Genomic DNA, 25,124 nt, shown 5'->3' on the forward strand with positions numbered 1-25,124 from the left:
GCATTGGTTATCCACAGCGGTGGGCGGAGCCCACGCAAGCCGAGGATGGTCTGGCACAGTAGAGACATGCACGAAAGAGGCGTGGACCTACACCACATGACCGCACTCGAGGGAGGAGAGCCCCCAGCGCTGCCGGCGACGGCCGCGGAAACGACCGCGGAGCGCCCTTGGCCCGTGGGGTTGCTCAGCCAGAAGGTGCGAGATTACGTGAACCGCATGAGTGTCGTGTGGGTACGCGGCGAACTGGTGCAGGTCAGCCGGGGCAAAGGCGCACTGGTATTCATGACTCTTCGCGATACCGACATGGATGCGAGTTTCTCGGTATCGATGCGTGCGAGCGCGTTTGCGCGGCTGCCCCTCGAACCGCAGCAGGGCAGCGAAGTGGTGGTGCAGTGCAAGCCGACGTTCTGGGGGCGGCGTGGAACGCTCCAACTTGAAGCCGCCGATATCCGCGCGGTAGGAATCGGCGATCTGCTCCAGCGCCTCGAGCGTCTCAAGAGGGCCCTCCACCACGAGGGGCTCTTCGCCGCGGACCGCAAGAAACCTCTCCCGTTCCTCCCACGCCAGATCGGACTCATTTGCGGGCGTAAATCTGCGGCGGAGCGTGACGTCATCGTCAATGCCGAGAAACGCTGGCCGGCGGTGAGGTTCGAGACGCGCGAAGTCGCCGTTCAGGGCACGCGCGCCGTCGGCGAGGTCAGCGAAGCACTGCGCGAACTCGACGCGCGCAAGGACGTGGACGTCATCATCATTTCCCGCGGCGGCGGCTCGCTCGAGGATCTTCTCCCGTTCTCGGATGAATCGCTCGTGCGCCTCGCCGCTGCAGCTCGCACCCCTATCGTGTCGGCCATTGGACACGAGATCGACACGCCGCTTCTCGACCTCGTCGCCGACTATCGCGCATCGACCCCCACCGACGCTGCGAAGAGCGTTGTTCCCGATATGGCCCTCGAACGCGCACAGTTGGGCGATGCACGCCGTCGCTCGCACGCGGCGCTCTCCTCACGTCTCGAGCGGGAGCGGGAAGCACTTGCCGCTGTCCGAGCTCGCCCCGCATTCGCGCAGCCGCACACGATGATTGACAGCCACGCGCAGGTGATCGACGGCGCGATTGCCTCGGCTCGCGCGACCATTGCGATTGCCCTCGACCGCGCCGGTGAGCGCGTGAGGTCCCTCGCCGATCAAGCTCGGGCGCTCTCACCACTGCATACACTCGAGCGCGGCTACGCGGTCGTGCAAAGCGCGAATGGAGCCGCGCTCACCGACCCGAGCGAAGCACCCGAGGGTACTCGCGTATCAATCAGGCTCGCGGGCGGTCGCCTAGCAGCGACCTCTCTCGGCGAGGAATAACGAACTGTGAAGGAAAAGATCATGGAGAGCGAAGGCACCACTAGCGAACCGCAGGAGTTGCCTGAGGACATTCAGGCGCTCGGCTACGAGGAAGCGCGCGACCAACTGTTCTCGATCGTGCAGACCCTCGAGCGCAACCAGAGCGGGCTCGAGGAATCAATCGCGCTGTGGGAGCGCAGCGAGCTTCTCGCTCGGCGATGCGAGCAGTGGCTCGACGGAGCGCGCGTACGGCTCGACCGCGCGCTCGAGCGCGAGCAGGATGTACCCGAAGAAAGCTCTTCGCAGGACTAACGCTCGCAACGAGGCTTCTCACGCCTGTGCACGGCTCGACGTCACCGTTTTGTAACGACTAGAGTGACTGCGCACACTTACTTACCGTTATGAGAAAGGCTACTCATGGAGTACCTGAAGCTCATCGGCATCGTGATTATCGTGGTGGGCTTCGTGCTCAAACGAGACACGCTTGCCGTCGTGGTCGTAGCCGGTCTGGTTACGGGCCTCGTGGCTGGGCTGAGCCCACTGGAGCTGCTGACCCTTCTCGGCCAGTCGTTCACCGATCAGCGCGTTGCCACGTTGTTCATCCTGACCCTGCCCGTCGTGGGCATCTGTGAGCGCTATGGCCTCAAGCAAAAAGCCGTGGACCTCATCGGATCCGTCAAGAATGCGACGACCGGCACTGTCCTGTCGCTCTACCAGCTGATTCGCGCGGTCGCCATCGCGTTCTCGGTCCAACTTGGCGGCCACCCGCAGTTCGTGCGCCCGCTCATTTCACCGATGGCTGAGGGCGCCGCCGAGGCGAAGTTCGGCTCGATCACCGAGAAGCAGCGCGACTCGATTAAGGGCGCCTCCGCCGCCGCCGATAACTTCGGCAACTTCTTCGCACAGAACCTGTTCCTCGGCGCACCGGGCGTACTGCTCATCGTGTCGACAATGGCGGAGCAGGGCTACACCCAGGTCACCCCGCTTGCGGTGGCACTGTGGTCGATCCCTGTCGCGATTGCAACCATGATCTTTGGCGTCGTGCGCAACTTCCTTCTCGACCGCCGCCTTCGCGCCGAATCGACCTCCGGCGCTGCATCGACCGGCACCGAAGGGAGCGTGAAGGCATGACTCCCGATATCGTGATCGGCGAATTTTTCTTCATCCTCGTCGGCGTGATCTTCGCGATTACGGGCGGCCTGTGCGGGAAAGATGCCGCACTCAAGAACCGCATCCCGGCGGCGACCTTCTGGTTCATTCTCGCGTTCGCGTTTATCACCGGCCCTTGGGTACCGGCGTGGCTCATCGGCATCTGCGTCATTGCGCTCGCCACGATCACCGCCGTGTGGGGCGTAAAGCCCGCCGCGGTCGATCGCCCCGACCCCGCGCACGTTGAGGAACGCGCGTCGAAGCTCGGCTACAAAGTCTTTATTCCTGCACTGTCGCTCGCTGTTTTCGCGCTCGTCGCGGCAACCGTGTACCAGAAACTCGAGATGCCGACCTACCTCGCGGTGGGGACCGGCGCCGTGCTCGCCACCGTCGTGGGCCTCGTCGTCACGAAGGCGCCCGCAAAATTCGTGGCGGTCGACGGCGCACGCCTCACAATGGACGTCGGACCGGTGGGAATTCTTCCCCAGCTGCTCGCGGCCCTCGGTGCGGTGTTTACCGCCGCGGGCGTGGGCACGGTCATTGCCGACACCGTCGCGAAAGTCATTCCGGCACACAACCCCCTCGTGGGAGTCATCGCCTACTGCGTGGGCATGGCCCTTTTCACCGTGATCATGGGCAACGGCTTCGCAGCGTTCTCCGTGATTACCGTCGGCATCGGTATCCCGTTCGTCGTCGCGCAGGGTGGAAACCCGATCATCGTGGCAGCGCTCGGCCTGACCGCGGGCTACTGCGGCACACTCCTGACCCCTATGGCCGCCAACTTCAACGTGGTTCCCGCGGTCTTGCTCGAGATGAAAGACAAGTACGGGGTCATCAAGTCTCAAGCCGTGACTGCCACGCTGCTTTTGCTTGTGCACATCGTGCTCATGTACACCCTCGCGTTCTAATTGGAGGAACACCATGTCAATCCTTGTGACCGCATTTGATCCGTTTGGCGGGGAGAAGATCAACCCCGCGCTCGAGGCCGTGAAGGCACTTCCCGCCGAAATCGCGGGAGAAGAGGTCATCACGGTCGAAGTGCCCACAGTGTTCGGCAAAGCCATCGAGGCGGCGACGGCAGCGATCGAGAAGCACCAGCCGAGCGCCGTGCTCTGTGTCGGCCAGGCTGGCGGGCGCTTCGACATCACCCCAGAGCGCGTCGCGATCAACATCGACGATGCGCGCATTCCCGATAACGACGGCAATCAGCCCATTGATGAGCCCGTGGTTGACGGGGCACCGTCGGCGTACTTCGCGACCCTGCCGATCAAGGCGATGGCCGCGGCGATTCGCGACGCAGGCGTTCCCGCCTCGGTCTCGAACTCGGCGGGGACCTTCGTGTGCAACCACATCATGTACGGCGTTCTGCACCACCTCGCAACCGAGGGCCCGAAGGGCACCCGCGGTGGCTTCGTGCACGTGCCGTTCATCCCCGAGCAGACCGTGGGCAAGCCTGGTCAGCCCTCGCTTTCCACGGAGACGATCACGAAGGGGCTCACCGCAGCGATCCGCGCGATCGCTGAGAACGCGAGCGATGTGGCCACGGTCGAGGGCACAACGCACTGAGCCCCACGCACACACCGCACCCGGGGCGCTATGGCGCCACGGATACGAGTGTGTATCGCGGCAGCGCGGATCTCCTACCGCGCTGCCGCGCGTGCGTGAAGGTACGTGCCGAGAACGGCCACCACGAGAGCGACGACGGCAACGCCTGACACCCACATGCCGATCGCCCCGAAGATGAGCGTGCTCGTGACGGCCGCTCCTCCCTGCACACCGATCCACACGAGAAGCGGGGCGAACAGGAGAACAAAGGCGAGGATCCACGCAGCGACGAGGGCGCCCGTTGTTGTGCACGTGCGCACCGCGACGATGCCCGTTAGCGCAAACAGCGCTGCACCTGCGATCACGCACGCGAGCTGGGCGGTCGAGAAAATGCCTCCCCAGGCAAAAATTGCGAGGAGCGCGGAGGCGACGAGGCCAAGCACGATGACGACGGGGGCGGTTGCTGAGCGCGGGCGTTGCCGGCTCTGCGTCCCTGGGGCCTCTACCGGCGTCGAGGCGGCGGCAGGCCCGGGCGCAGACGTGCGCGCGGGCCTCGCGGTGGGCGTTGACGCAGTTGGGTCGGGACTCGCGACAGGCGCGAGGACTTCGGTGGGGTCAGCGCCAAGCGGCGCATCGAGCTTTTCGGTGGCGTCGGCACTACCGCGCGACGGACGGTGGGAGTTGTCGTTCATGGTTCCTCACTGGTTGACACGGTCGAGGGCTGCTTGCATGAGCTTTGTGTGCTCGGCACCATCGCCGGCCCCGTACACGATGAGCGTCGTCTCTCGAGCGGAGCATTCGATTCCCGACACCGGCTTGGCTGCGTCCGCGTTTGCGTCGCTCGAGGGGGATTGAATTTCGAGATTCGCACACTCCGTGCCTCTGATCTCGAAGTAATCCGCCTGCGTCACTTTTCCGCGGACTCGAGGGGAGAGCGCGGAAAAATCCGCCCGCGCCTGAAGGAGAGTTTCCAGCTCACCGGAGGGCGAGGTGTAGCGCACCTCCCAGTAGGCTGGTTCGGTCGTCGACATTTTCGCCTCACGCACCGTAAACCCTTCCGGCTCGACGTCGGCCGCGCGAAAGCCGAGAGACTCACTCGCACGCGCCGCGCTTTCGCTCACATTGACATGTGAACGCGCGGAGGAGGCCGTATCACGATCGTTCCGTCCGAGCCCGACGATGACAACCGCGGCAATAGCTACCACAATGAGGTTCAGTCCGATCGCCCACACAAGGTTCCGTACCGAGGTGTTTTTCTTCGTGGGCAGCTCGCGCTTTTTCCGCTGCGGTCTCTCGTGAGATTCGGCCATACCGCCATTGTTCCAAATTCCGAAGCGTCGCGCGCCGTGACTGAGGACCATGCGGCCCCCGCTGTGATCTGAAACAATACTGGCGTGAGTACCTATCTAACGATCGGCGAAGCGCTGACAGACATCGTAATCCGCAAAGACGCTCCCAGGGCCGAGCTCCCGGGTGGGTCCCCCATGAACGTGGCCGTTGCCCTCGGCCGCCTCGGCCACACCTCGCACCTGCTCACCCACATCGGCGATGACGAGCGCGGGCGCGCCATTGTGCAGCATGTTGAATCCTCGAACGTCTCGCTCACCCCCGGTTCGGTAAGGCCTGGGGCTCACACCTCGACTGCGGCCGCGACGATCGGCGAAGGCGGCGCGGCTTCATACGACTTCGACATCACGTGGGACCCCGATCCACGAGGACTGCCCGCGAAGGTCGATGCGGTGCACACCAGCTCGATCGCCGCGACACTCGAGCCAGGCGCCGATACCCTCCGCACGGTCGTGGCTTCGCTCCGCGAGATCGCCCTCATCTCCTACGATCCGAACGCGCGCCCCACCCTCATGGGAGATCCCGCGATCGCGCGCGAACCAATAGAGGAGAACATCGCGCTCGCCGACATCGTGAAGGCCTCAGACGAAGACCTCGAGTGGCTGTATGAAACGACCGACATCGACCAGGCTGCGCAATCATGGCTTCGCAGAGGCGTGAAGCTCGCGGTCATTACGCGCGGCGAGAAGGGCGCGACGGCGTTCACCGCGCAGGGGCGATTCGATATTCCGGGCGTCCGCGTCGACGTCACCGACACGGTTGGAGCGGGAGACACATTCTCGGCCGGCCTCCTCGATGCACTATCACGCAAGGGACTCCTCGGAGCTTCGGGCCGCGAGAAGATCAGCGCGCTCGAGGGGACGGCCATCGAGGACATCCTCGCGCACGCCGCGCTCCTCGCATCCGTGACAGTATCTCGCGCGGGCGCGAATCCGCCGTGGACGCGCGAAATCGCTGATCGCTGCACGCTTACATCCACGGAGGACTGACATGACTGGCACCGAAGATTTCCGCATCGAACACGACACCATGGGTGAGGTGCGAGTTCCCGTTTCGGCGCTCTACGGTGCGCAAACCCAGCGCGCAGTGGAAAACTTCCCCATCTCCCATCGCCCTCTCGCACCGTCGAACATTCACGCGCTCGCGGAGGTCAAGCGCGCCGCTGCCCTAGCGAACGCCGAACTCGGCGTTCTCGACGAGGAGCGCGCCGAGGCCATCGCCCGGGCCGCCGAGCGCGTGAGCGAAGGCGAGTTCGATGCACAGTTCCCGATCGACGTGTACCAAACGGGTTCGGGCACGAGCTCGAACATGAATATGAACGAGGTGCTCGCGCATCTCGCGAGCACGAACGAACGCCCGGTGCACCCGAACGACCACGTCAATGCTTCGCAATCGAGCAACGACACCTTCCCCACAGCCGTGCATCTCGCCGTGACACGCGATGTCACGACTCTCCTCATACCGGCCCTCGAGTCGCTCGCGAGCGCGCTCGAGCGCAAAGAACGCGAATTTGCGGGGGTCGTCAAGAGCGGCCGCACGCACCTGATGGACGCTACCCCCGTCACCCTCGGCCAGGAATTCGGCGGTTTCGCCGCGCAGGTACGCTATGGGATCGAACGCGTCGAGGCCGCAATTGGCCGCACCGCCGAGCTGCCCCTCGGCGGGACCGCCGTGGGAACCGGCATTAATACCCCCGCGGGTTTCGCCTCGCGAGTCATTGCACTCCTCCGCGAGCGCACTGGCCTCCCGCTCACGGAGGCGCGCAATCACTTCGAAGCGCAGTCGGCACGCGACTCCCTCGTCGAAATGAGCGGGGCGATGCGCACACTTGCGGTCTCTCTCACGAAGATCTGCAATGACCTTCGATGGATGGGATCGGGCCCCAACACTGGACTTGGCGAAATCGCGCTGCCCGATCTCCAGCCGGGCAGTTCGATCATGCCCGGGAAGGTCAATCCGGTTATTCCCGAGGCGGTGCTCATGGTGTGTGCACGCGTCGTCGGCAATGATGCGGCGATCGCGTGGGGCGGAGCGCAGGGTGCGTTCGAACTCAACGTTCAGATCCCGCTGATGGGAACGGCGCTTCTCGAGTCGATCTCTCTCCTATCGAACTCCGTGCGCGTCCTCGCGACGAAGACGATCGAAGGAATCCGTGCGAATGAGGAGCGGGCACGGTTCTTTGCGGAGGCCTCTCCCTCGGTCGTGACGCCTCTCAATAGGCTGATCGGCTACGAGAATGCGGCCGCGATCGCGAAGTATTCGGTTGCCAACCGCGTTTCGGTCCGCGAAGCGGCTATCGCACTCGGTTACGTCGAGCGCGGTGAGCTCACCAAGGAGCAGCTCGATTCCGCGCTCGACGTGTTAACGATGACCACTCCCCCTGCCCCTCGGGGCGAGTAGGGGCGCCGTTTACGCGACTGGCGCGTCGAGGACTCGCGTGACGAGTTCGGCGACCTTGGAGCGCTCGGAGCGTTGGAGCGTCACGTGTGCGAAGAGCTCGTTGCCTTTGAGGGCTTCGATCACTGAGGTGACTCCGTCGTACCGCCCGACGCGCAGGTTGTCACGCTGCGCAACGTCGTGCGTGAGCACGACCCGGGAGTTCTGGCCGATGCGCGAGAGCATCGTGAGCAGGACGTTGCGCTCGAGCGACTGCGCTTCATCAACGATGACGAAGGCATCGTGGAGGGAGCGGCCGCGGATGTGGGTAAGCGGCAGCACTTCGAGCAGTCCACGGCCGAGGACTTCGTCGACCACGGCGCCCGAGACCATCGACCCGAGCGTGTCGAACACCGCTTGCGCCCAGGGCCCCATCTTGTCGTCGTGATCCCCGGGAAGGTAGCCGAGTTCCTGACCGCCTACCGCGTACAGGGGCCTGAACACCATGATCTTGCGCTGGTGGCGTTTTTCGAGAACCGCTTCGAGGCCCGCGCATAGGGCGAGGGCGGACTTGCCGGTGCCGGCGCGGCCACCGAGGCTCACGATGGACAGTTCGTCGTCGAGCAACAGGTCGATCGCGATGCGCTGCTCGGCGCTTCTTCCGGTCACACCGAAAACGTTTCCGTCTCCCGGAACGAGACGCACGTTGCCGTTTGGCAGGACGCGCCCGAGGGCCGAGCCGCGCGGGGACGTGAGCTTGAGACCAGTGTGGATGCCGAGATCGGCGAGCTCGGGGATCTCGATGCCCGTGTGGCGGGCACCGCCCTCATCACTCCACAGCGCCGCCATCTGTTCTTCGGTGATATCGGCGGAGGTGATACCCGTGTAGGCGCGGTCGCGTGCGAGTTCTGCGCGGTATTCCTCAGCCTTGAGCCCCGATGCACTCGCCTTGATCCGCATGGGAAGGTCTTTCGAGACGAGAGTGACCTCGGCACCTTCCACCTGCAGGTTTTTCGCGACGGAGAGGATCCTCGTGTCGTTATCGCCGAGGCGGAAGCCGTCGGGCAGGTTTTCGGGGCTTTGGTGGTTGAGTTCGACGCGTACCGTGCCGCCCTGGTCCCCGATCGGCAGCGGTTCGGCGAGCGTGCCGTGCTTTTCGCGCAGGTCGTCGAGGATGCGCAGAGATTGGCGGGCGAAATAGCCGAGTTCGGAGTGGTGCCGCTTCCCTTCGAGTTCGGTGATCACGACGATGGGGAGCACAACGTGGTGCTCCGCGAATCGAAAGATCGAGTGTGGGTCCGCCAGCACAACGGACGTATCGAGAACATAGGTAAGCGGCGCATTCATGGTCTCTCGCTTTCGAAGTCCTTCCGGTCGTCCACGACCGGCTACCGCTTCGATCCTTGCACCGTTTTCGGCTTCTTCGATCGGCTGACGCGCCGCTCATCCACGACGGTCACTTAGCCTTCACCCAAGCGTTACCCGAGAAACTCTTTGTTGGGAGACGCCGCGACGATCAAGCCCCGAAACGCCGCTCGCGGCGAGCGAACTCCGCAAGTGCCGCATCAAAGTCGGCACGAGTGAAATCGGGCCACAGCGCCTCACAGAACACGAGTTCTGAGTGCACGGACTGCCACAGAAGGAAGCCTGAAAGGCGCTGCTCTCCGGAGGTGCGAATGAGCAGGTCGGGGGCGCTTTGCCCAGCCGTGTACAGGTGGTTTCCGACGGTAGCTTCACTCACGGCGTCGCGCAGGCTCGCGAGGTCTCCCCCGCGCGCAATTTCCTCGTCGATGAGGGAGTGAACCGCATCGACTATCTCGCGCCTGCCGCCGTAGCCGATCGCGAGATTCACCTCGAACGTCGTGGAGGAAGCCTCAGCAGGTTTCTGCGGCGCATCGAGCGCGGCGAGTCGTGCGGCGAGAGAGTCGGGGAGCACGCTTTCGGCACCGAGGATGCGAAGCGGAAACCCCATGTGTGCCACCTCGCGCGCGAGGTCGACGATGATGTCAAAAAGCTGCGCGAGTTCGGTGTCGGGCCTACGGAAGTTGTCGGTCGACAGGAGCCACAGCGTCAGCGTTTCGATTCCACTTTCGCGCGCCCACTCGATCGCTTCGAGAATAATCGCTGCCCCGGCGCGATGACCTTCGTAAGTCTCGAGCCCTCTCATTTTCGCCCAGCGACGATTGCCGTCGAGGATGATGCCGACATGGCGCGGCACGGACCCCGCGGGAAGTGCGGAGTGCGGCGTGGTGTCAGCAGGTCTCGAGGAATTCACGCCCTCCATTGTGGCAGGAGCGTCCCAGCCGACGCGCGCTTGCCCGGCATTTCCCACGACTCCTTCACAAAAGATTCGTGGAAGAGTCAAAAAAGTGGACGTCCCGTGACACCTACGCCACCGTAAGTTACGCTACCGTTATGAGCACCGATCAGCGAAACACGCAGCAGAGCGTAGCGAGCGTCGGAACCTCTCCCACCAACGGCGAAGCGGTGCCCACCGCCGCCAACGGGGCGAGCGTTCCCGAGCTCCTTGGCGCGTACGGAATTCACCTGCCCACGCTCCCTAAAAAGCCGAAGCTGCGCGGAATTATCCACCTCGTGGCTTTCCCCACCGCACTGATCGCGGGCATGCTGCTGATCGCGACCGGCTCGTCGCTCGCGGTGCGCCTGGCAACCGTCGTCTTCATCGTCACGGCGGGAATGCTTTTTGGCGTCTCAGCGACCTACCACCGCGGAACCTGGTCGGTACAGGGAACTCTCGCACTGAGACGTTTCGACCACGCGAACATCTTCCTCATCATCGCTGGCACATACACGCCTCTCGCAGTCGCGCTGCTCAACCCCCACGACGCGACCGTGCTACTCACGGTCTGCTGGATCGGCGCGCTCATCGGCGTAGCATTCAGGCTCCTGTGGACGAACGCGCCGCGATGGCTCTACGTACCCGCCTACGTCGCCCTCGGCTGGGTTGCCATCTTCTACATGCCTCAGCTTTACGCAGGTGGCGGCGCGGCCGTCATCGCCCTCATCATCGCGGGCGGCATCGCCTACACACTCGGTGCCATCGTCTACGGCACTAAGAAACCCAATCCCTCACCGGCGTGGTTCGGCTTCCACGAAATCTTCCACTCTTTCACTGTCGTGGGTTTCGTGTGCCACCTGATCGCCGTGTGGCTCGCCGTCGTTTAAAGCGCTACGCCTCTTCCTGAGGCTCCGCGGCCTCGTGTTCCGCACGCTCAGCTTCCTCCATGCGAATACGCACGTTTTCGCGGGCGCTCGAACGCCGCACGCGCCTCGACAAATCGAGCGCAAGAAGCACAAGCGCAATCGCCATCACAAAAAACACGACAAAGCCCGGCAGACCCGGCGTCACCGTCGCCGTCGTCATGTCTTCCGAGCCGGGAGGCGTCGTCGGAGCACCATCAGCGAGAATACCCACGGCCGAAAGATGCGCGAGAGTCATTGTCGGATCCCTTCGAACAGGTCGGATTCCGGAAGCGTCACGCCAATACGCGAATGACGCAACTGAAAATCCTCGGTAGGCCACGCCTCGCGCTTAATTTCGTTGGAGACAGCGAAGAAGAAACCGTCCGGATCGACCTGAGTCGCATGCGCGAGGAGCGCGGCATCACGCACGTCAAGATACCTCGAAACATTCACTCGCGTCGTGATCGGTCGCTGATCGAGGCCCTCGAAATACTCCATTTGCGCCTCGAACGGGTTGTCGAGCCCATGCTCGCGCATGTAGCGCGCGTACGCGATCATCTGGGCCGGCGGGAACAGAAGCTGGTAGTAAATCTTTGCGACCGCCCACGGCTCACCGAGCTCAGGCATGTAGCTCGGATCAGCTGCAAGCTCATAGGCGAGCATGCTGATCCTGTGCGAGTGGATGTGGTCGGGGTGGGGGTAGCCACCATTTTCGTCGTACGTGAGCATCACGTGCGGTCGCAGCTCACGCACGAGCTTCACGAGGGGGCGCGCTGCCTCTTCGGGATCGATGAGGGCAAAGCAACCGTCGGGAAGTGCGGGCAGCGGATCCCCTTCGGGGAGCCCCGAGTCGACGTAGCCAAGCCACACCTGGTTGATGCCGAGAATCTCGCGTGCGCGATCCATTTCACGATGGCGCACCGCGCTCAGATCCGCATTTGCCTCGGGATCGTCCTTCAGCCGCGGGTTAAGGATGTCTCCGCGCTCACCGCCCGTGCAGGTCACGACGGTCACCTCGGCACCCTCGTCGACATAGCGGGCCATCGTCCCAGCCCCCTTCGACGACTCGTCGTCCGGGTGGGCGTGAACAGCCATGAGCCGCAAGCGGCAGGGATTCTTCTCGACTTCTGCTTCGGGGTGTCCACCGTGATTCAGGAGTGCCTTGAAGGTCTCATCGCTCGGTGCAAGCGCCGCCTTTGGCACCCCCGCATCCTCGGGCGCTACGCCTGCGCGGTAGCGCCCCGTCGTCATTACGCAAAGTTCACACACGTGAAACAATGTAGGCATGAGTACCCGCGAGCGCACACTTCAAGAACGCTACGGCGTGAGAAATTCCCCCCAAAAACGCCGTTTTGCACTCGTGGGCACGATCGTGATCGCCGTCGGATTCATCGCAACGGTCGTCTGGGTCGCCTTCGCATTCATCTCTTCGCAGCCGATCAAGGCCAATACGCTTTCCTACACCCACATCGACGACTCACGAATTTCTGTGAGCTTCTCGGTCAACGCCTCTCCCGGCACCGCGCTCGATTGCTCGCTCGAGGCCCTCAACTCCGTCCGTGCACAGGTGGGCTATACGGTCGTCCATATTCCTGCTCAAGCGGAAAGACTCACGACCCACCGGGCCGAAATCACGACGCAAGGGAAGGCTGTGAGCGCGATCGTAAGGAGGTGCGAAGCCGCAGAGTAGGCGGGGATACCGTCGACTTGTGGCGCGTGCCTCACCCCTTTTTTCTGACGCTCGCGTTATACTTTTATGACCACTCAGACGTGGATTCGGAGCCCATGGAGCCATGGGGTCCGCATTTTTTTTTGATTCCAAGGAGAACCATGAGCGAACCCAACCAGGGCACCTGGCTCACTCAAGACGCCTACGACCGCCTCGTCAAGGAACTCGAGCACCTCGAGGGCCCCGGGCGCAGCGAGGTCGTTGAGCGCATCGCGGCCGCCCGCGACGAGGGCGACCTCAAAGAGAACGGCGGCTACCACGCCGCACGCGAAGAGCAGGGCAAACTCGAAGCTCGCATTGCCGAGCTCAAGGCCCTTCTCAAGACCGCCGTTGTAGGCGAGACCCCGGCAGACGACGGCATCGTCGAGCCCGGCATGCTCGTCACCATCACCATGGCCGGCAAGGAACGCACGTTCGTGCTCGGCAATCGTGAAATCGCCGACGACAAGGACATCGAGGTGTACTCGCCCGAGTCCCCGCTCGGCGCCGCCATCGTGAACGCGAAGGCCGGCGACACGGTCGATTACACCGCCCCTAACGGGAAGGCGATCCCGATCGTGATCAAGGCTGCAAAGCCGTACACGGTGTGAGCCCCAAGCTCGATAGACGAGAAAGGGCGTGGAGCCTCCCTCTCGGGAGCGCACTCCACGCCCTTTCTCTATACCCCAGTTTGCGCGGCAGCTGCCCTAGCCACGGGGCACCTAGCTACTTTTTCGACAAAAGGCGCTCGCGCTGGGCGAAGGTCTTCTTCTGCTCGCGTTCGCGTGCCTCGAAGTACGCCATTGTCTTGGTGTCTACGCCAAGCGAGGGATCGGGATCGCGCCCATCGAGGTAGCAGTACAGGGCGTTGAGGAAGGCCAGGAGCGGAATCGAGAAAAGCGCACCGGGGATCCCCGCAACAACTGCGCCCGCAGAGACACCGAGGAAGATCGCGAGCGGGTGAAGCTCCACCGCCTTCCCCATGAGAATCGGCTGCAGGATGTTCGATTCAAGCTGCTGCACGAGGATCACGATGCCGAGCATGATGAGCGCGGGGATCCACCCCTGGAGCACGAAGACAAGAAGCATCGCGATCGCACCCGACACGATCGCGCCCACAAGCGGAATGAAGCTAAAGAGGAACACGATAAGCCAGATCGGCACTGAGTAGGGGGAAAGTGCAATCGCGCTGCGCCCCATCATGCCGCTCACGACGTCGATACCAACCATGCCGAGCGCAATGCCCGTCGCGTCGACAGCCGCGACGAGGATCTGCGTGCGGCAGTACGACGACAGTGCCTTCCAGCCGCGGCGGAACGCCTCGTGCGTCACGGCGCGGGAGTGTGCCGGAACAAAGCCGAGGAACCAACGCCAAATATTCCCGCCATCGGCAAGGAGGAAGAACAGGGCAAAGAGGCACACGAGCAGGCCCGTGCCGAGGTCGCCGACGGTGCTCGCAGCACTCGAGGCCCCCGAGATAATGCTCGAGGAGTTCTTTTGAAGCTGTTCGATGGCTTCTTTCTGGATCTGCCCCAGATTCCCGAGACTATCGACGTCAATTTTGAAGTATCCCGTGATGTCGTTCCACAGCTGCGTGAAACCCGAAACGGCAGCTTTCGAAATCGCGCCCCACGAGTCCACGAGCTTCCTGCCCGCCAGCACAAACATGCCGACGACGACCACGATGAGCCCCACGAGTGCAATCGCCGCCGAGGCCATGCGCGGAAGGAACGTATGCTTCGTGAGCAGTTTGACGAACGGCTGCAGCATCGAGGCGAGAAGGATTGCCACAAGCACGCTGATAAACAGGGTTGACACCATCCCGAGGCCCTTGAAGATGAGCCAAAGTGCCCCGATCACAACCATGAAGCGCCAGCTCCACGACGCTGCCCGGCGAAGGCCCATGGGCAGCTCTTCGACTTCGCGGGGGAGCGTGAGGCTCTGCCCCTTGCGTCCAGTGGATTTGTCGACGGGAAGATTTACGCGCCTAGGCATTTGCATATGCACTCCAAGAGGTGGGGCCCGGCGCTCACGGCAGCCGAGACGGAAGGTCCACAGCGTATCGTATCGAACGGCCCACCCGGTTCCCTCGCAAAAGTGAGGTGCCGAACGTGACAGTTGAGGACGTTTCCCGCCTCTTCACCGCACGTGGTTCGCACGGTCGTGGGCGCGGGGAACCCTGGCACGGTCGCCCGCAATCTCTACGCCGATACTGAAAATACTCTGCGAAGACACCTGTTAGGTTTGAGTCATGACTGCGATTGACCCATCGGTCGATAACTCGGCCGTAACATCAGCACTGTCCATGCGCGGCCTGCGCAAATCCTTCGACGGCACCGAGGTCCTCCACGGCGTCTCACTCGAAGTTCCGCGCGGTTCGTTCTACGCAATCGTCGGCCCCAACGGCGCGGGCAAAACAACAGCCCTGTCGATCGCGACAGGCTTGCTCCGCCCCGACGGCGGCAGCGCCGAGGTGCTCGGGACCGACGTCTGGACACACCCCAACGAAGCCAAAGCCCACATGGGCGTTCTCGCCGACGGCCTTCCGACGTTTGACCGCCTCACGGGACGCGAACTCCTGACGTACGTCGGCCTCATCCGCGGCATGGATATCGACACGGTGAACACTCGCGCGCAGTCACTCCTCGAGGCACTCGGTCTCGCCGATAGCGAAGGCAAACTCGTCACCGACTACTCCGCGGGCATGACGAAGAAGATCCTGCTCGCGTGCGCGCTCATTCACGCGCCGCGACTGCTCGTGCTCGACGAACCCCTCGAAGCCGTCGACCCGGTCTCAGCCCACGGCATCCGCACCTTCCTCACCTCGTACGTTGAAGGCGGCGGCACCGTCGTGATCTCGAGCCACGTTATGGAGCTCGTCGAGGGCCTGTGCACACACGTTGCGATCATCGCCGAAGGCGAGGTGCGCGCCGAGGGCACGATCGACGAGGTTCGCCGCGGCGGTAGCCTCACGGATCGCTTCATTGAAATCGCCGGTGTCGACGAAGCGCAGGGGGATCTTTCGTGGTTGAACCAGTAGACGATCAGGCCCCGGCAACCGTCGGAACCGAAGAGTTTTTCGAAAACCTCGACCGAGAAAGCTCGACCACCGCCGACGATGGGTCGAAGGCAGCGCCTAAGAAGACCCCGAGCCTCATGCGACTGCTCCCACGGCTTCAATGGACACTGCTCAAGCGCAGCTTCCACAAGAACTGGCCTAAGATCATCGGACTCGGATTTGCGCTTTTGTACGGCGTCGGCGCACTCGTGCTCTTTTCGATCGCAATGTCGGGCATGTTGTTTGTTCCCGCCGACTCGGGACTTTTTGCCCTCGTGATTCGCGCGGTGGGCCTCGGCGCCGTGGTTGTGTGGACCCTCCAGTCGCTCTTCGTGTTCGGCGTGGACGACACGCTTTCCCCCGCTCGCTTCGCGCAGTTTGGGCGAGGACCGAAGGATCTCTTGAAGCCGATCCTCGTGGGCTCGTTCATTTCGGTCGGTTTTCTTTTCACGTCGCTCGCAGCGCTCGTGGCGGTTGTGTTCGAGGCGATTTGGCTCATAGGTGCACTGGTCTCGAATAACGGCGCCGCAATCTCGACGCCGGGGGCCATCGTTGCCCTCGTCTCGCTCGTTCCCATGACCGCGCTCGGGCTTCTCCTTTGCGTGCTCATTCCTCGCGCGATTTTCGCGTGGACCTCGACGATCCGCATCGCGAAGCGTAAGAAGGAACGACTGCAGGCATTCCTGCTCATCGCCGTCCTCGTCATCGCCTACGGCGCAAACCTCCTTCTCAACTCGGGCGGTGGGGTCATGGATGGTCTTGCTCGCCTCGCGGGGCCCGTGTACGAATTCCTCCTATGGACGCCTTTCGGCGCGCCCTTCGCAGTACCCATGGACCTCGCCGAAGGACTGTGGCTCGCCGCGCTCATCCGTTTTGTTCTCACAATCGCCACCATTTGGCTGTTGTGGCAGTGGTGGGGCCTGAGCTTTGCCGAAGGCCAGCTCCAGGCACTCAAGGGCGCGAGCCAGGAGCAAGATGCCAAGATCAAACCTCTCGTACCGCGGTTCCTCAAGCCGGGCCCGCTCGGTGCTTCGGCGGGGCGTTCGCTCAAGTACTGGCGCCGCGATACTCGTTATTCGACGGCGCTCATCATCGCGCCGATCCTCGCGATTTTCATGCTCGCGATGAGCGTCATTGGGGACGGTAACGCTTTCATGGCGTATTTCGCTGTGGCGCTCGTGGCGTGGCTTGCCGGCATCACGATCAGCAACGAGATCGGCTTCGACGGCCCCTCCTCGTGGGTCAACATCGTCGCGGGGATGGATAACCGCGCCAATTTGCTCGGCAGGTATGTCGCTCTTGGCATTCTCATGCTTCCGCTCGTGGTGATCGTCGCGATCGCGGCTCCGCTTCTCCAGTCTCAGCCGCAGTTCATCGCGCTCACGGTTCCGGCCTCGCTCGGGTTCGTGGCGAGTTCGTGGGGTGTTTCCCTTCTCACGACGGCGTTCCTTCCTTCTCCCGCTCCAAAGCCGGGGACGATGAAGAATTCCAGTAGCGGTGGCGGCAACGGCAACATGTGGATGACTTTCCTCGCGACGTTCGTTGGCACGTGGCTCCCCCTCGCCCCGAGCATCATCCTCATGGTCGTGGGCCTCAAGCTGATCCCGGGGCTTGAGTACGCGGGAGCGGCGCTTGCGCTCGTGATCGGCGTTGTCACGCTTTATCTCGGCCAGAGGTTCGCGGTAAAGCACCTCGACGCTCACTACGCGGATGAGTTCCAGAAGATCAGGCGTTTCTCCAACTAGCCCCTCCCCTCTCTGGATTGCATAGGGTTTGTGGGGGTTTGGTACCTGGAATTGGCGCACGTTCTCCCTTGCCCTGGCACAGTGCAACGTCTCGTCCTCTCGTGCGATTGGGTAAACGGGTTGGCTGGGGTGCGCTGGCGGGTCAAGCTTCCGTTTGGGAAGCGGGGGAAGGATTCCGACGCTTACTCTCCTCACATTGCGGCCACGTGGCGCATCGAGAACGGGCGACAGCACGGTCGATTAGAGCTTGATCGATCAGGGCGCGGTCTATTGCGACACGGAAAATCAGGCGTTTCCCCCACAACCCCTATGCAATAGATCTGAGGGGCGGGCGGGGTACGGCTTCAAACCCCCACAGCCTCTATGGAATCGGGGAGGGGTGCGAAGCGGTCAGTGTTTCTACTCGCGCATTCGGATTCACGGGACCCAACGTGTCGGGCCCACGCTCCGGGACGTTCCGATACTCTTCGGGAACCTCATCACCAACAAGGCGCGACTCACGAAGATCCGAATAGATCCATCGCTTCTCACTCGCTACCGAGACTGTTCCAGCAATCGGCTGCCAAGGGCCACCATTTACCGAATACTCACCACTGAACTGCGTCACAAGTGAAACTTCATACCATCCCTGGTAGGCATATCGCATCGAAACGTCCCGCGCGGGATACTCTCGGCCAGGAAACGTTGTCGTCAACACAGTCCCATCCCCGAAGTCCCACACATACTTCACCGGGGTTGCCCGAACCTTCACTGCCTGCCCCAGCATCACCACGTCGAAGGTCTGCTCCCTGGACTCAGCCCACGCAATCATGTCGATCCCTATCGGAATCCAGCCGCCAGGTGGGCCGATATGCGCGACAAGGGGCTCGATTCCGAGCGAACGAAAATCCGACTCCGTCACCACCGGCATCACAGGCACCGCACCACCACCACCGCCCGACGACGGTCGCGAACAACCAGACCACCGTTCCGTACCGAAAACGGGAGCACCTGTGGACGAGTCAACATCCCTTCCAATACTCATTGACGCGCCAGGGATCGCGGTCGAACACACAACACCTATTCCACTGCACCCAAGACCCACAACCTGCACAGCAAAACTACTTTTATCAGCCCGACAACCCAGATCCGGATCATCAGCCGCAGCCCACACCCTCCGAGGCCCATCCGACACCACGGCGCCTTTTCCAGATGTCATGTCCCTCGGGCGTTCAATACGGGGCCCATGACCTGGCGACGATTTTTTCGAAACACGTCCAACTATCTCTACGCGCTCTTCTGAACCGATAGCAGTGAATTTCTCCTCCGTGTCGTCCTCTGCCCAGGCCGGAGAGAAAGTGAGCAGCACACCAGTCAAGAGAGTGACAATGAGACCCAACAACCTACTCTTGCAGTCCATCGGCCTTTTCCCATCGGCACGCCCGAACTACCCACGCCCCATCTTCAAAGGCGAGGTGAAACGCTGAGGCTGTTTGAGTCTTCGCGACTGTCTTAATAGATGAGTCTTGCCGCCGAATTTGAAGTTCATCAACCGTGAACCAGTATTCTGTTTTTGTGAGGTCTTCAGACTTGTCGACAGTCCACTCATCATCAAGTTTCACTCTCGCCGGAGTTAGGTATTTCCCTTCGTCACGCCACGAGTGAATGTCGTTAATTAGTTCGGTGCATTCCACACAGCTCGCATGATCGGTCACACTTTCCAGTGGCCCCGTATCACCCGTGGCGTAGCCGTAGTACATAGCGTCAATGAAATACCTTGCCGTCGCTTGCGCCCCCTGATCCGTTGGATAGGAGATGCCGAGGTAATCCGTCTTGTCTGGGGCTTTAAGCGCCTCATTCTCCGGTGGCAGCCCCTTCGTCCGGACATCTGAATCCGCACCACCGGCATCCGAAGCACCACCGCTTGCGTCGCTTCCGCCAGCATCGCTGCTTGACGAAGCTGCAGTGGTGCGCGCAGGTGACGTCGGACCTCCGTTGGTGTTCTCGCCACCGCAACCCGCCAACGCCACCATCAACATCCCCGCGCCGATAGCACCCATGACACGCGTATACCTGCTGTGCATGCACTCCCCCTCTAGAAAACACCCCACTTCCCCGAGCGAGGCCCACGTCACATAGCCAACCATGCACATCCCCCGCGCGCAACGGGTGTGGCACAAATGTGGAAAAGGGGTCCCCTGGGAGCCGTCAAACCCCCACAAACCCTATGCAATCCGGGGAGGGGCGAGGGAAGGGCGGGCGGGGCACAGCTTCAAACCCCCACAACCCCTATGGAATTCAGGTGGGGAGGGGTTTGTGCATGACAAAAGCGTCGACCGGCCCCGCGGGCGTTCGGTAATACCCACGTCGCACGCCAATCTCGGCAAAACCCGCGCGCTCGTAGAGCTCACGCGCGCGAGTGTTGTCGCGCCGCACCTCAAGAAACAGACCCTCCGCGCCCTCCTCTCGCGCGCGCTCCTCGCACCACGCGAGCAAGGCGCGACCGATTCCCACGCCTTCGCGCACGGTGCCGATCGTCTGCACATCAGCGGCCTCGCCACCAACGAAAATCCCCGCATAACCGAGTACGCCACCGTGCTCGTCCACAGCCGCGACATAGGCGCGACTGGGGTGCGTAATCTCCTCGAGAACCATCTCGAGGCTCCACGCCTCATCGGGAAAGAGCTCTAGCTCGAGACGCGCCAGCGCGGGCGCATCCCCGCGCGTAACCGGACGAAGATTCCAAGGCCCCGAACCGGGCCGCGCGCGCGAAGGCTCCAAAGGCCTACCTATCGCGGGCACAGCTAAAGCGGGCGATCGCCAAGGCCGAGCGCTGACTTACGGCGCTTCGGCTTTGCCGCATCAGCCTCGCGCAAATAGAGAGGCTCGGTCGACGTGAGATCCTCCCCCCGGGCCTCGGCGCTGAGTGCCGCGCGAATCAAGAAGCCCGCATCCGCGTGACGCACCTCGCCCGTCGGCGGCAGAATCTCCGGATACAGATGCGCACCGCTTCCCACGAGCACATCGGCAGCGGTCAGACTCGACGCGACGTCTGCCGGCGCCGCAACACCCGGTTCAAACGTGCGCACAATGTGGCGCGAGGAGGCGTCGGAACCGTCACCGCTCACCTCATACAGCGCCCAGTACACCTCGCGGCGACGCGCATCGAGCGCGACCGCAATCGTTTTTGCCTCCGGGCATCCCTCCGCCGCCTCGAGTGCGATCGCATCGAGGCTCGGCACGCCAATCAGGCGGGCCCCGAGGACCGTCGCGATAGAACGAGCCGTCACGAGCCCCACGCGAAGGCCCGTGAACGGACCGGGGCCGCGCCCGCCAACAACGCACGTGAGATCGGACCGCGAGGCGCCCGCCTCAGAAAGGGCCGCATCGATCATCTCGAGAAGCACCTCATCGTGGTGGCGCGCGCGCTCATCCATGCGGCGCGACAGGATGCGGCAACCGTCGGAAACCGCCACACTCACCGCACCAGACGTATCAATCCCCAACGTCAGCTCTGCCATGTCACTCACCGCCCTGCTCCGGGTTAAACCCTGCCTCGCGCAGATCAATACCGATGCGCACGAGCTCCTCGCGCGTGTATCGCTCGCCGACGAACGTCACGGTGAGGCTGCGCTCCTCATCGGTGTCGTCCGGGTCATCAAGCGGGCCGCTCTGGAGGCTCTCCGCGCGGCGAAGCTCCACAATCGCGTACGAGCTCGCGAGATGCTCAACGCGATCGCGGCCCCACTCCACGAGGGTGATTGACGTGTCGAGATCCGAATCCAGGTCGAGATCCTCGATGTCCCAATCCTCGTCGAGTCGATAGGCATCGACGTGCACGAGATTGGGGCCCTCGGCGTTCGCGGGATGCACGCGCGCGATGACGAAAGTCGGCGATGCGACGTTGCCGCGAACATCGAGCTCCCGCGCAAACCCCTGCGTGAATGTTGTCTTCCCAGCGCCAAGCGGACCATCAAGCACGAACAGGTCGCCTGCCTTCGCATGATGCGCAATGGCGCGAGCGGCCCTTCGCGTGTCCTCCGCCCCCGACGTGCGCACCGTAAACGAGCGCGGTGCCGGCGGCTCCCCCTCAACGCTCCACGTGCGCTCGTTTGGGTCCGACGCCAGCGGGAGCACAATGCGCGGAACGCGCGAGGACACCGACGTCAGAATCTCGTACGAGATGGTTCCGGCCTCTCGCGCGAGATCCTGCGCGGTCCACGCGCCCGGGTATCGCTGCGGGTCGCCGAAAATCACGACGCGGTCGCCGGGCTTCGCATCACTGTCGGGGCCGAGGTCCAGCACGATCTGGTCCATCGAAATTGTGCCCACCTGCGGGACAAGCCTCGATGCCGAGGTCGTCTGCACAAGTACCTGGAGCCGATTCGTCAGCCGACGATCGAGGCCATCCGCATAACCGATCGGCACGAGCGCGAGAGTCGTCGCGCGCTCGGTAACAAACCGCGCGCCATAGCCCACGACTTGCCCCGCCTCGACGCTTTTGACGAGCGAGATGCGGGAGGTCAGCGACATCGCTGGGCGAAGGTCCAGATCGGTCTCCACCGGCGAGTAGCCGTACAGCGTAATGCCCGGGCGCACCATGTCGTAGCGGAACTCCTCCCCCGCGAGCGCCCCCGCGCTCGCCGACAGATGCCGAAGCGGGATGGGACCCGCAGAAGCCTCGAGCCGCTCACACATCGCCTCAAACCGCTCAGCCTGCTCTCGCACGCTCGCATCGCCCGGGACATCCGCATTGAACAGATGACTCATGGCGCCTGCGAGCGACACGTGCGGGCTTTCGAGGATCACCGCTCCGATCTGCTCGACCTCGCTTGCAAAAGCACCTTCGCGGCCCATTCCGGTCTCGAAGGAGACATGCACTCGCGCGCGCCGCTCAATGGAGCGCGCGGCCTCAATCACAGCCTCGAGCTGCGCGAGAGAACTCACGGCGAGATCAACGCCCGCGCCGATCGCGTGGGGAAGCACATTCTTCGCGGACACCGGCTCGTGAAGCCACGCGAGAATCGGCACGTCAAGATCGGCATGCGCGAGGTCAAGAGCGGTCATGGGGTGGGCGACACCGAGCCACGTTGCACCGCCAGCGATCGCCGCGCGGGCCGCTTCCACCATGCCGTGCCCGTATCCGTCGGCCTTCACAACCGCCATGAGAGCGATGTAGTCCGGGATCGCCTCACGAAGCTGCGCGGCATTGTGGGCGATCGCCTTGAGCGAAACCTCAGCGCGGTTCGGGCTCATGAGCGGATCGATTTCGGGTGTCAGGTTCATGCTTGGGGCTCCTCATCCCCGCGCGCCCCGCCTCGCGTGTCGCGGGCCTCCAGGACGACCATTGCGGTCGCAAGGTTGCCATCGTGCGAGAGCGACAGGTGCGCAAAACGTAAGGACTGCGCATTCGCGGTCGCAAGCGCAGCACCGCGCAGCACGAGGTAGGGGCGTCCATGCTCGGTGCGGCGCACGATCACGTCGTGCCACGAAAGGTCGCCCGGATTCCCGAGCGCCTTGCCGAGCGCTTCCTTCGCGGCCACACGAGCAGCGAGAGAGGCAAGGCTCAACTCGCGCTCCTCAGGGGCAAAAAGCCGTTCACGAAGGCGCGGAGACCGCTCGAGGCGATCCCCTAGGCGCTCGATATCAACGATGTCTACTCCGATGCCCGCGAACGCTTCGTTACCGAAAGGCAGGAAGCTTCGCTCACACGCAATCGGAGAGTTCGACATGGCCTCCATTGTAGGTCGGGCCGTAGAGCCCCGCCCGGGCTCGTTACTCGACCGTGACCGACTTCGCGAGGTTTCGGGGCTGATCGACGTCGAGCCCCTTGGCGGTCGCGAGTTCGCACGCGAAAATCTGCAGCGGGATGATCGTGAGCAGCGGCGCAAACAGGGTGCGCGTTTCGGGGTATCGGATCACGACGTCGGCGTACGGCTCAACGTCGGTATCGCCTTCTTCTGCGATCACGAGCGTGAAGGCGCCGCGAGCGCGGACCTCCTGAATATTCGAGACGACCTTCGCGTGCAGGGAGTCGCGCCCGCGGGGGCTCGGCACGACGATAAACACCGGCTGGCCCTCTTCGACGAGCGCGATAGGCCCGTGCTTGAGCTCGCCCGCGGCGAATCCCTCCGCGTGAATATAGGCGATTTCCTTGAGTTTAAGGGCGCCTTCGAGCGCGGTTGGGAAGCCCACGTGACGGCCGAGGAACAGCACGCTCGTCGCGTCCACCATGTCTCGCGCAAGCTTCTCGACCTGACCGGAGCGATCGAGCACCTCTTGGATTTTGCCGGGGATTTCCTCGAGATCGCGCATGATCACCTCGATCTCGTCCCCGTAGAGGTTGCCGCGCACCTGGGCGAGGAACAGGCCGAGGAGGTAGCACGCCGCGATCTGCCCGAGGTATGCCTTGGTCGAGGCGACCGCGATTTCAGGACCAACGTGAAGGTAAATGGCGGCGTCGGATTCGCGCGGGATGGTCGCGCCTCGCGTGTTACAGATCGCGACAACCTTCGCGCCCTGTTCCTTCGCGTAACGGACCGCCATGAGGGTGTCCATCGTCTCGCCCGATTGCGAGATGGCAACCACGAGCGTGCGCTCGTGGACGATCGGATCGCGGTAGCGGAACTCGTGGGCGAGTTCGACCTCGACGGGGATTCGGCACCAGTGTTCGATGGCGTATTTGACGACCTCACCGGCGTTGGCGGCGGTTCCACATGCGACCACGATGATCTTGTCGATCGAGCGCAGATGCGAGGGGTCGATGCGCATTTCGTCGAGAACAATCTCGTTATTGTCGAGACGCCCGAGGAGGGTGTCGGCGATAGCCTTCGCCTGCTCGTGGATCTCCTTCGCCATGAAGGAGGGGTACCCGGATTTCTGAGCGGAGGCCGCGTCCCACTCAATCGTGTACTGCTTCGGCTCGGGGACGGGGGTGCCGTCGAACTCGATCACGTCGACGCGTTCGGCACTCACGGTGGCAATCTGGTCTTGGCCGATCTCGACGGCGTGCTTCGTGTGGTCGACGAACGCGGCGACATCGGAGCCGAGGAAGTTCTCCCCTTCGCCGAGGCCGACAACGAGCGGGCTGTTGCGGCGAGCTGCGACGATCACGTCCGGATTGTCTTCGTGGATTGCGAGCAGCGTAAAGGCCCCTTCGAGGTGCGCGACGCACGCACGCATGGCCGCCGTGAGGCTCTCGGCGGTCTCACATTCGCGCGCGAGCAGGTGGGCGACGACCTCCGAGTCGGTGTCCGAGAGGAACGCGTAGCCGTCGTCGGCAAGCTCCTTTTTGAGGGCGGCGAAGTTTTCGATGATGCCGTTGTGGACAAGCGCTACCTCGCCGTTTTTACCACCGAGGTGGGGGTGGGCGTTCGTGTCGCTTGGACCGCCGTGAGTCGCCCAGCGGGTGTGCCCGATGGCCGCTCGCGCTTTCGAGGATTCGTGGCCCTCGAGCTTGTCGCGAAGGTTTTGAATTTTTCCGGACGCCTTGAAGAGCTCAATTTCCGTTTCGCCGCAGCGGGCGATCCCTGCCGAGTCATAGCCGCGGTATTCGAGGCGACTCAGTCCCCCAAGAACGACCTCACTCGGTCGCGATGACGTGCCCGCTCCGGCGGGCCCTACGTATCCTACGATTCCACACATGAAACAGAGAGTAATCCTCGCCGCATGAAAAAACGCTGCT

General features: G+C 63.1%; 26 protein-coding genes. 12 read left to right on the forward strand and 14 right to left on the reverse strand.

All coding sequences use genetic code 11. The annotated features are described in order from the left end of the window. The first annotated feature begins 96 nt into the window (after window positions 1-96). From xseA to pcp, 5 genes are all read left to right on the forward strand, one after another. A complete protein-coding gene (gene xseA, locus E6X30_RS05355) occupies window positions 97-1,350 on the forward strand; it encodes an exodeoxyribonuclease VII large subunit (RefSeq protein WP_316335844.1) in 1,254 nt (417 codons plus the stop codon). Between the two features lie 21 nt (window positions 1,351-1,371). Then, window positions 1,372-1,641 carry an exodeoxyribonuclease VII small subunit gene (locus E6X30_RS05360; RefSeq protein WP_070435543.1) on the forward strand — a complete coding sequence of 90 codons (270 nt, stop codon included), beginning with the start codon at window positions 1,372-1,374 and terminating at the stop codon, window positions 1,639-1,641. 105 nt (window positions 1,642-1,746) lie between these two features. After that, window positions 1,747-2,460: a DUF969 domain-containing protein gene (locus tag E6X30_RS05365; protein ID WP_070459976.1), complete on the forward strand. Its 714-nt coding sequence runs from the start codon at window positions 1,747-1,749 to the stop codon at window positions 2,458-2,460. Further along, window positions 2,457-3,386 (forward strand): DUF979 domain-containing protein, encoded by a 930-nt coding sequence (locus E6X30_RS05370; RefSeq protein WP_034372388.1) that lies wholly within the window; start codon window positions 2,457-2,459, stop codon window positions 3,384-3,386. The genes E6X30_RS05365 and E6X30_RS05370 overlap by 4 nt, the downstream gene beginning before the upstream one ends. Before the next feature lie 13 nt (window positions 3,387-3,399). Beyond that, a complete protein-coding gene (pcp, locus tag E6X30_RS05375) occupies window positions 3,400-4,044 on the forward strand; it encodes a pyroglutamyl-peptidase I (RefSeq protein ID WP_034372385.1) in 645 nt (214 codons plus the stop codon). Window positions 4,045-4,118: 74 nt separating this feature from the next. Here the strand turns inward: pcp and E6X30_RS05380 are convergent, their stop codons facing one another. Then, window positions 4,119-4,715 carry a hypothetical protein gene (locus E6X30_RS05380; protein WP_070459980.1) on the reverse strand — a complete coding sequence of 199 codons (597 nt, stop codon included), beginning with the start codon at window positions 4,713-4,715 and terminating at the stop codon, window positions 4,119-4,121. Window positions 4,716-4,721: 6 nt separating this feature from the next. Further along, window positions 4,722-5,333 carry a DUF4245 family protein gene (locus E6X30_RS05385; RefSeq protein WP_070459983.1) on the reverse strand — a complete coding sequence of 204 codons (612 nt, stop codon included), beginning with the start codon at window positions 5,331-5,333 and terminating at the stop codon, window positions 4,722-4,724. 84 nt (window positions 5,334-5,417) lie between these two features. Between E6X30_RS05385 and E6X30_RS05390 the strand changes: the two genes are divergently transcribed. Next, entirely contained in the window at window positions 5,418-6,359 is a 942-nt protein-coding gene (locus E6X30_RS05390; protein ID WP_070435434.1) for a carbohydrate kinase, read from the forward strand. A gap of 1 nt (window position 6,360) precedes the next feature. Continuing rightward, a complete protein-coding gene (locus E6X30_RS05395) occupies window positions 6,361-7,770 on the forward strand; it encodes a class II fumarate hydratase (protein ID WP_316335845.1) in 1,410 nt (469 codons plus the stop codon). A gap of 9 nt (window positions 7,771-7,779) precedes the next feature. Here E6X30_RS05395 and E6X30_RS05400 read toward each other — a convergent pair whose 3' ends face one another. Together E6X30_RS05400 and uppS are read right to left on the reverse strand one after the other, a co-directional pair. Beyond that, a complete protein-coding gene (locus E6X30_RS05400; RefSeq protein ID WP_316335846.1) occupies window positions 7,780-9,093 on the reverse strand; it encodes a PhoH family protein in 1,314 nt (437 codons plus the stop codon). Window positions 9,094-9,262: 169 nt separating this feature from the next. Next, on the reverse strand, window positions 9,263-10,078 hold the full coding sequence (gene uppS / locus E6X30_RS05405) for a polyprenyl diphosphate synthase (RefSeq protein WP_316335847.1): 816 nt from the start codon (window positions 10,076-10,078) through the stop codon (window positions 9,263-9,265). 20 nt (window positions 10,079-10,098) lie between these two features. Here uppS and E6X30_RS05410 point away from each other — a divergent pair, with 20 nt between their 5' ends. Then, a complete protein-coding gene (locus E6X30_RS05410; RefSeq protein ID WP_016664090.1) occupies window positions 10,099-10,932 on the forward strand; it encodes a hemolysin III family protein in 834 nt (277 codons plus the stop codon). Between the two features lie 4 nt (window positions 10,933-10,936). Here the strand turns inward: E6X30_RS05410 and E6X30_RS05415 are convergent, their stop codons facing one another. After that, window positions 10,937-11,206, reverse strand: coding sequence for a hypothetical protein (locus tag E6X30_RS05415; RefSeq protein WP_016664089.1), 270 nt, complete (start codon window positions 11,204-11,206; stop codon window positions 10,937-10,939). Beyond that, window positions 11,203-12,045, reverse strand: a complete 843-nt coding sequence (gene mca / locus E6X30_RS05420) for a mycothiol conjugate amidase Mca (RefSeq protein WP_034374647.1) — start codon at window positions 12,043-12,045, stop codon at window positions 11,203-11,205. Before mca ends, E6X30_RS05415 begins: the two co-directional genes overlap by 4 nt. A gap of 190 nt (window positions 12,046-12,235) precedes the next feature. Here mca and E6X30_RS05425 point away from each other — a divergent pair, with 190 nt between their 5' ends. Together E6X30_RS05425 and greA are read left to right on the forward strand one after the other, a co-directional pair. Next, on the forward strand, window positions 12,236-12,640 hold the full coding sequence (locus E6X30_RS05425; protein ID WP_016664087.1) for a DUF4307 domain-containing protein: 405 nt from the start codon (window positions 12,236-12,238) through the stop codon (window positions 12,638-12,640). Window positions 12,641-12,780: 140 nt separating this feature from the next. Beyond that, complete coding sequence (gene greA, locus E6X30_RS05430; protein WP_016664086.1) at window positions 12,781-13,269, forward strand: transcription elongation factor GreA; 489 nt, start codon at window positions 12,781-12,783, stop codon at window positions 13,267-13,269. Window positions 13,270-13,384: 115 nt separating this feature from the next. On the opposite strand, the gene E6X30_RS05435 is transcribed toward greA, so the two are convergent. After that, window positions 13,385-14,653 (reverse strand): AI-2E family transporter, encoded by a 1,269-nt coding sequence (locus E6X30_RS05435; protein WP_101686789.1) that lies wholly within the window; start codon window positions 14,651-14,653, stop codon window positions 13,385-13,387. Window positions 14,654-14,909: 256 nt separating this feature from the next. On the opposite strand from E6X30_RS05435, the gene E6X30_RS05440 reads away from it, so the two are divergent. Next, window positions 14,910-15,698: an ABC transporter ATP-binding protein gene (locus E6X30_RS05440; protein ID WP_016664084.1), complete on the forward strand. Its 789-nt coding sequence runs from the start codon at window positions 14,910-14,912 to the stop codon at window positions 15,696-15,698. Next, window positions 15,683-17,461 (forward strand): hypothetical protein, encoded by a 1,779-nt coding sequence (locus E6X30_RS05445; protein WP_316335848.1) that lies wholly within the window; start codon window positions 15,683-15,685, stop codon window positions 17,459-17,461. Before E6X30_RS05440 ends, E6X30_RS05445 begins: the two co-directional genes overlap by 16 nt. A 361-nt stretch (window positions 17,462-17,822) precedes the next feature. On the opposite strand, the gene E6X30_RS05450 is transcribed toward E6X30_RS05445, so the two are convergent. From E6X30_RS05450 to glmS, 7 genes are all read right to left on the reverse strand, one after another. Further along, window positions 17,823-18,371, reverse strand: coding sequence for a PKD domain-containing protein (locus E6X30_RS05450; protein WP_259914293.1), 549 nt, complete (start codon window positions 18,369-18,371; stop codon window positions 17,823-17,825). Between the two features lie 472 nt (window positions 18,372-18,843). Next, window positions 18,844-19,500, reverse strand: coding sequence for a DUF6318 family protein (locus tag E6X30_RS05455; protein WP_316335849.1), 657 nt, complete (start codon window positions 19,498-19,500; stop codon window positions 18,844-18,846). Window positions 19,501-19,738: 238 nt separating this feature from the next. After that, a complete protein-coding gene (locus E6X30_RS05460) occupies window positions 19,739-20,221 on the reverse strand; it encodes a GNAT family N-acetyltransferase (protein ID WP_316335850.1) in 483 nt (160 codons plus the stop codon). 23 nt (window positions 20,222-20,244) lie between these two features. After that, complete coding sequence (tsaB, locus tag E6X30_RS05465; protein WP_316335851.1) at window positions 20,245-20,961, reverse strand: tRNA (adenosine(37)-N6)-threonylcarbamoyltransferase complex dimerization subunit type 1 TsaB; 717 nt, start codon at window positions 20,959-20,961, stop codon at window positions 20,245-20,247. A 1-nt stretch (window position 20,962) separates the two neighbouring features. Next, window positions 20,963-22,726 carry an alanine racemase gene (alr, locus tag E6X30_RS05470; RefSeq protein ID WP_316335852.1) on the reverse strand — a complete coding sequence of 588 codons (1,764 nt, stop codon included), beginning with the start codon at window positions 22,724-22,726 and terminating at the stop codon, window positions 20,963-20,965. Further along, window positions 22,723-23,172 (reverse strand): holo-ACP synthase, encoded by a 450-nt coding sequence (locus tag E6X30_RS05475; protein WP_101686762.1) that lies wholly within the window; start codon window positions 23,170-23,172, stop codon window positions 22,723-22,725. Before E6X30_RS05475 ends, alr begins: the two co-directional genes overlap by 4 nt. Window positions 23,173-23,215: 43 nt before the next feature. After that, the gene (gene glmS, locus E6X30_RS05480; protein WP_316335853.1) at window positions 23,216-25,084 is read right to left on the reverse strand and encodes a glutamine--fructose-6-phosphate transaminase (isomerizing); all 1,869 of its coding nucleotides are present in this window, start codon (window positions 25,082-25,084) and stop codon (window positions 23,216-23,218) included. Between the last annotated feature and the right edge of the window lie 40 nt (window positions 25,085-25,124).

The sequence above is a fragment of the Dermabacter sp. genome (assembly GCF_032550575.1).
Classification (GTDB): domain Bacteria; phylum Actinomycetota; class Actinomycetes; order Actinomycetales; family Dermabacteraceae; genus Dermabacter; species Dermabacter hominis.

What these genes read in the sequence shown, in the direction of transcription:
- E6X30_RS05395 (WP_316335845.1), top strand. Translation starts at nt 6,361, where the DNA reads ATGACTGGCACCGAAGATTTCCGCATCGAACACGACACCATGGGTGAG.
- E6X30_RS05415 (WP_016664089.1), bottom strand. Translation starts at nt 11,206, where the DNA reads ATGACTCTCGCGCATCTTTCGGCCGTGGGTATTCTCGCTGATGGTGCT.
- E6X30_RS05365 (WP_070459976.1), top strand. Translation starts at nt 1,747, where the DNA reads ATGGAGTACCTGAAGCTCATCGGCATCGTGATTATCGTGGTGGGCTTC.
- E6X30_RS05360 (WP_070435543.1), top strand. Translation starts at nt 1,372, where the DNA reads ATGGAGAGCGAAGGCACCACTAGCGAACCGCAGGAGTTGCCTGAGGAC.
- E6X30_RS05425 (WP_016664087.1), top strand. Translation starts at nt 12,236, where the DNA reads ATGAGTACCCGCGAGCGCACACTTCAAGAACGCTACGGCGTGAGAAAT.
- E6X30_RS05475 (WP_101686762.1), bottom strand. Translation starts at nt 23,172, where the DNA reads ATGTCGAACTCTCCGATTGCGTGTGAGCGAAGCTTCCTGCCTTTCGGT.
- glmS (WP_316335853.1), bottom strand. Translation starts at nt 25,084, where the DNA reads ATGTGTGGAATCGTAGGATACGTAGGGCCCGCCGGAGCGGGCACGTCA.
- E6X30_RS05435 (WP_101686789.1), bottom strand. Translation starts at nt 14,653, where the DNA reads ATGCCTAGGCGCGTAAATCTTCCCGTCGACAAATCCACTGGACGCAAG.
- xseA (WP_316335844.1), top strand. Translation starts at nt 97, where the DNA reads ATGACCGCACTCGAGGGAGGAGAGCCCCCAGCGCTGCCGGCGACGGCC.
- E6X30_RS05450 (WP_259914293.1), bottom strand. Translation starts at nt 18,371, where the DNA reads ATGCCGGTGGTGACGGAGTCGGATTTTCGTTCGCTCGGAATCGAGCCC.
- mca (WP_034374647.1), bottom strand. Translation starts at nt 12,045, where the DNA reads ATGGCTGTTCACGCCCACCCGGACGACGAGTCGTCGAAGGGGGCTGGG.
- E6X30_RS05400 (WP_316335846.1), bottom strand. Translation starts at nt 9,093, where the DNA reads ATGAATGCGCCGCTTACCTATGTTCTCGATACGTCCGTTGTGCTGGCG.
- E6X30_RS05380 (WP_070459980.1), bottom strand. Translation starts at nt 4,715, where the DNA reads ATGAACGACAACTCCCACCGTCCGTCGCGCGGTAGTGCCGACGCCACC.
- E6X30_RS05455 (WP_316335849.1), bottom strand. Translation starts at nt 19,500, where the DNA reads ATGGGTGCTATCGGCGCGGGGATGTTGATGGTGGCGTTGGCGGGTTGC.
- pcp (WP_034372385.1), top strand. Translation starts at nt 3,400, where the DNA reads ATGTCAATCCTTGTGACCGCATTTGATCCGTTTGGCGGGGAGAAGATC.
- tsaB (WP_316335851.1), bottom strand. Translation starts at nt 20,961, where the DNA reads ATGGCAGAGCTGACGTTGGGGATTGATACGTCTGGTGCGGTGAGTGTG.
- E6X30_RS05385 (WP_070459983.1), bottom strand. Translation starts at nt 5,333, where the DNA reads ATGGCCGAATCTCACGAGAGACCGCAGCGGAAAAAGCGCGAGCTGCCC.
- E6X30_RS05370 (WP_034372388.1), top strand. Translation starts at nt 2,457, where the DNA reads ATGACTCCCGATATCGTGATCGGCGAATTTTTCTTCATCCTCGTCGGC.
- alr (WP_316335852.1), bottom strand. Translation starts at nt 22,726, where the DNA reads ATGAACCTGACACCCGAAATCGATCCGCTCATGAGCCCGAACCGCGCT.
- E6X30_RS05440 (WP_016664084.1), top strand. Translation starts at nt 14,910, where the DNA reads ATGACTGCGATTGACCCATCGGTCGATAACTCGGCCGTAACATCAGCA.
- greA (WP_016664086.1), top strand. Translation starts at nt 12,781, where the DNA reads ATGAGCGAACCCAACCAGGGCACCTGGCTCACTCAAGACGCCTACGAC.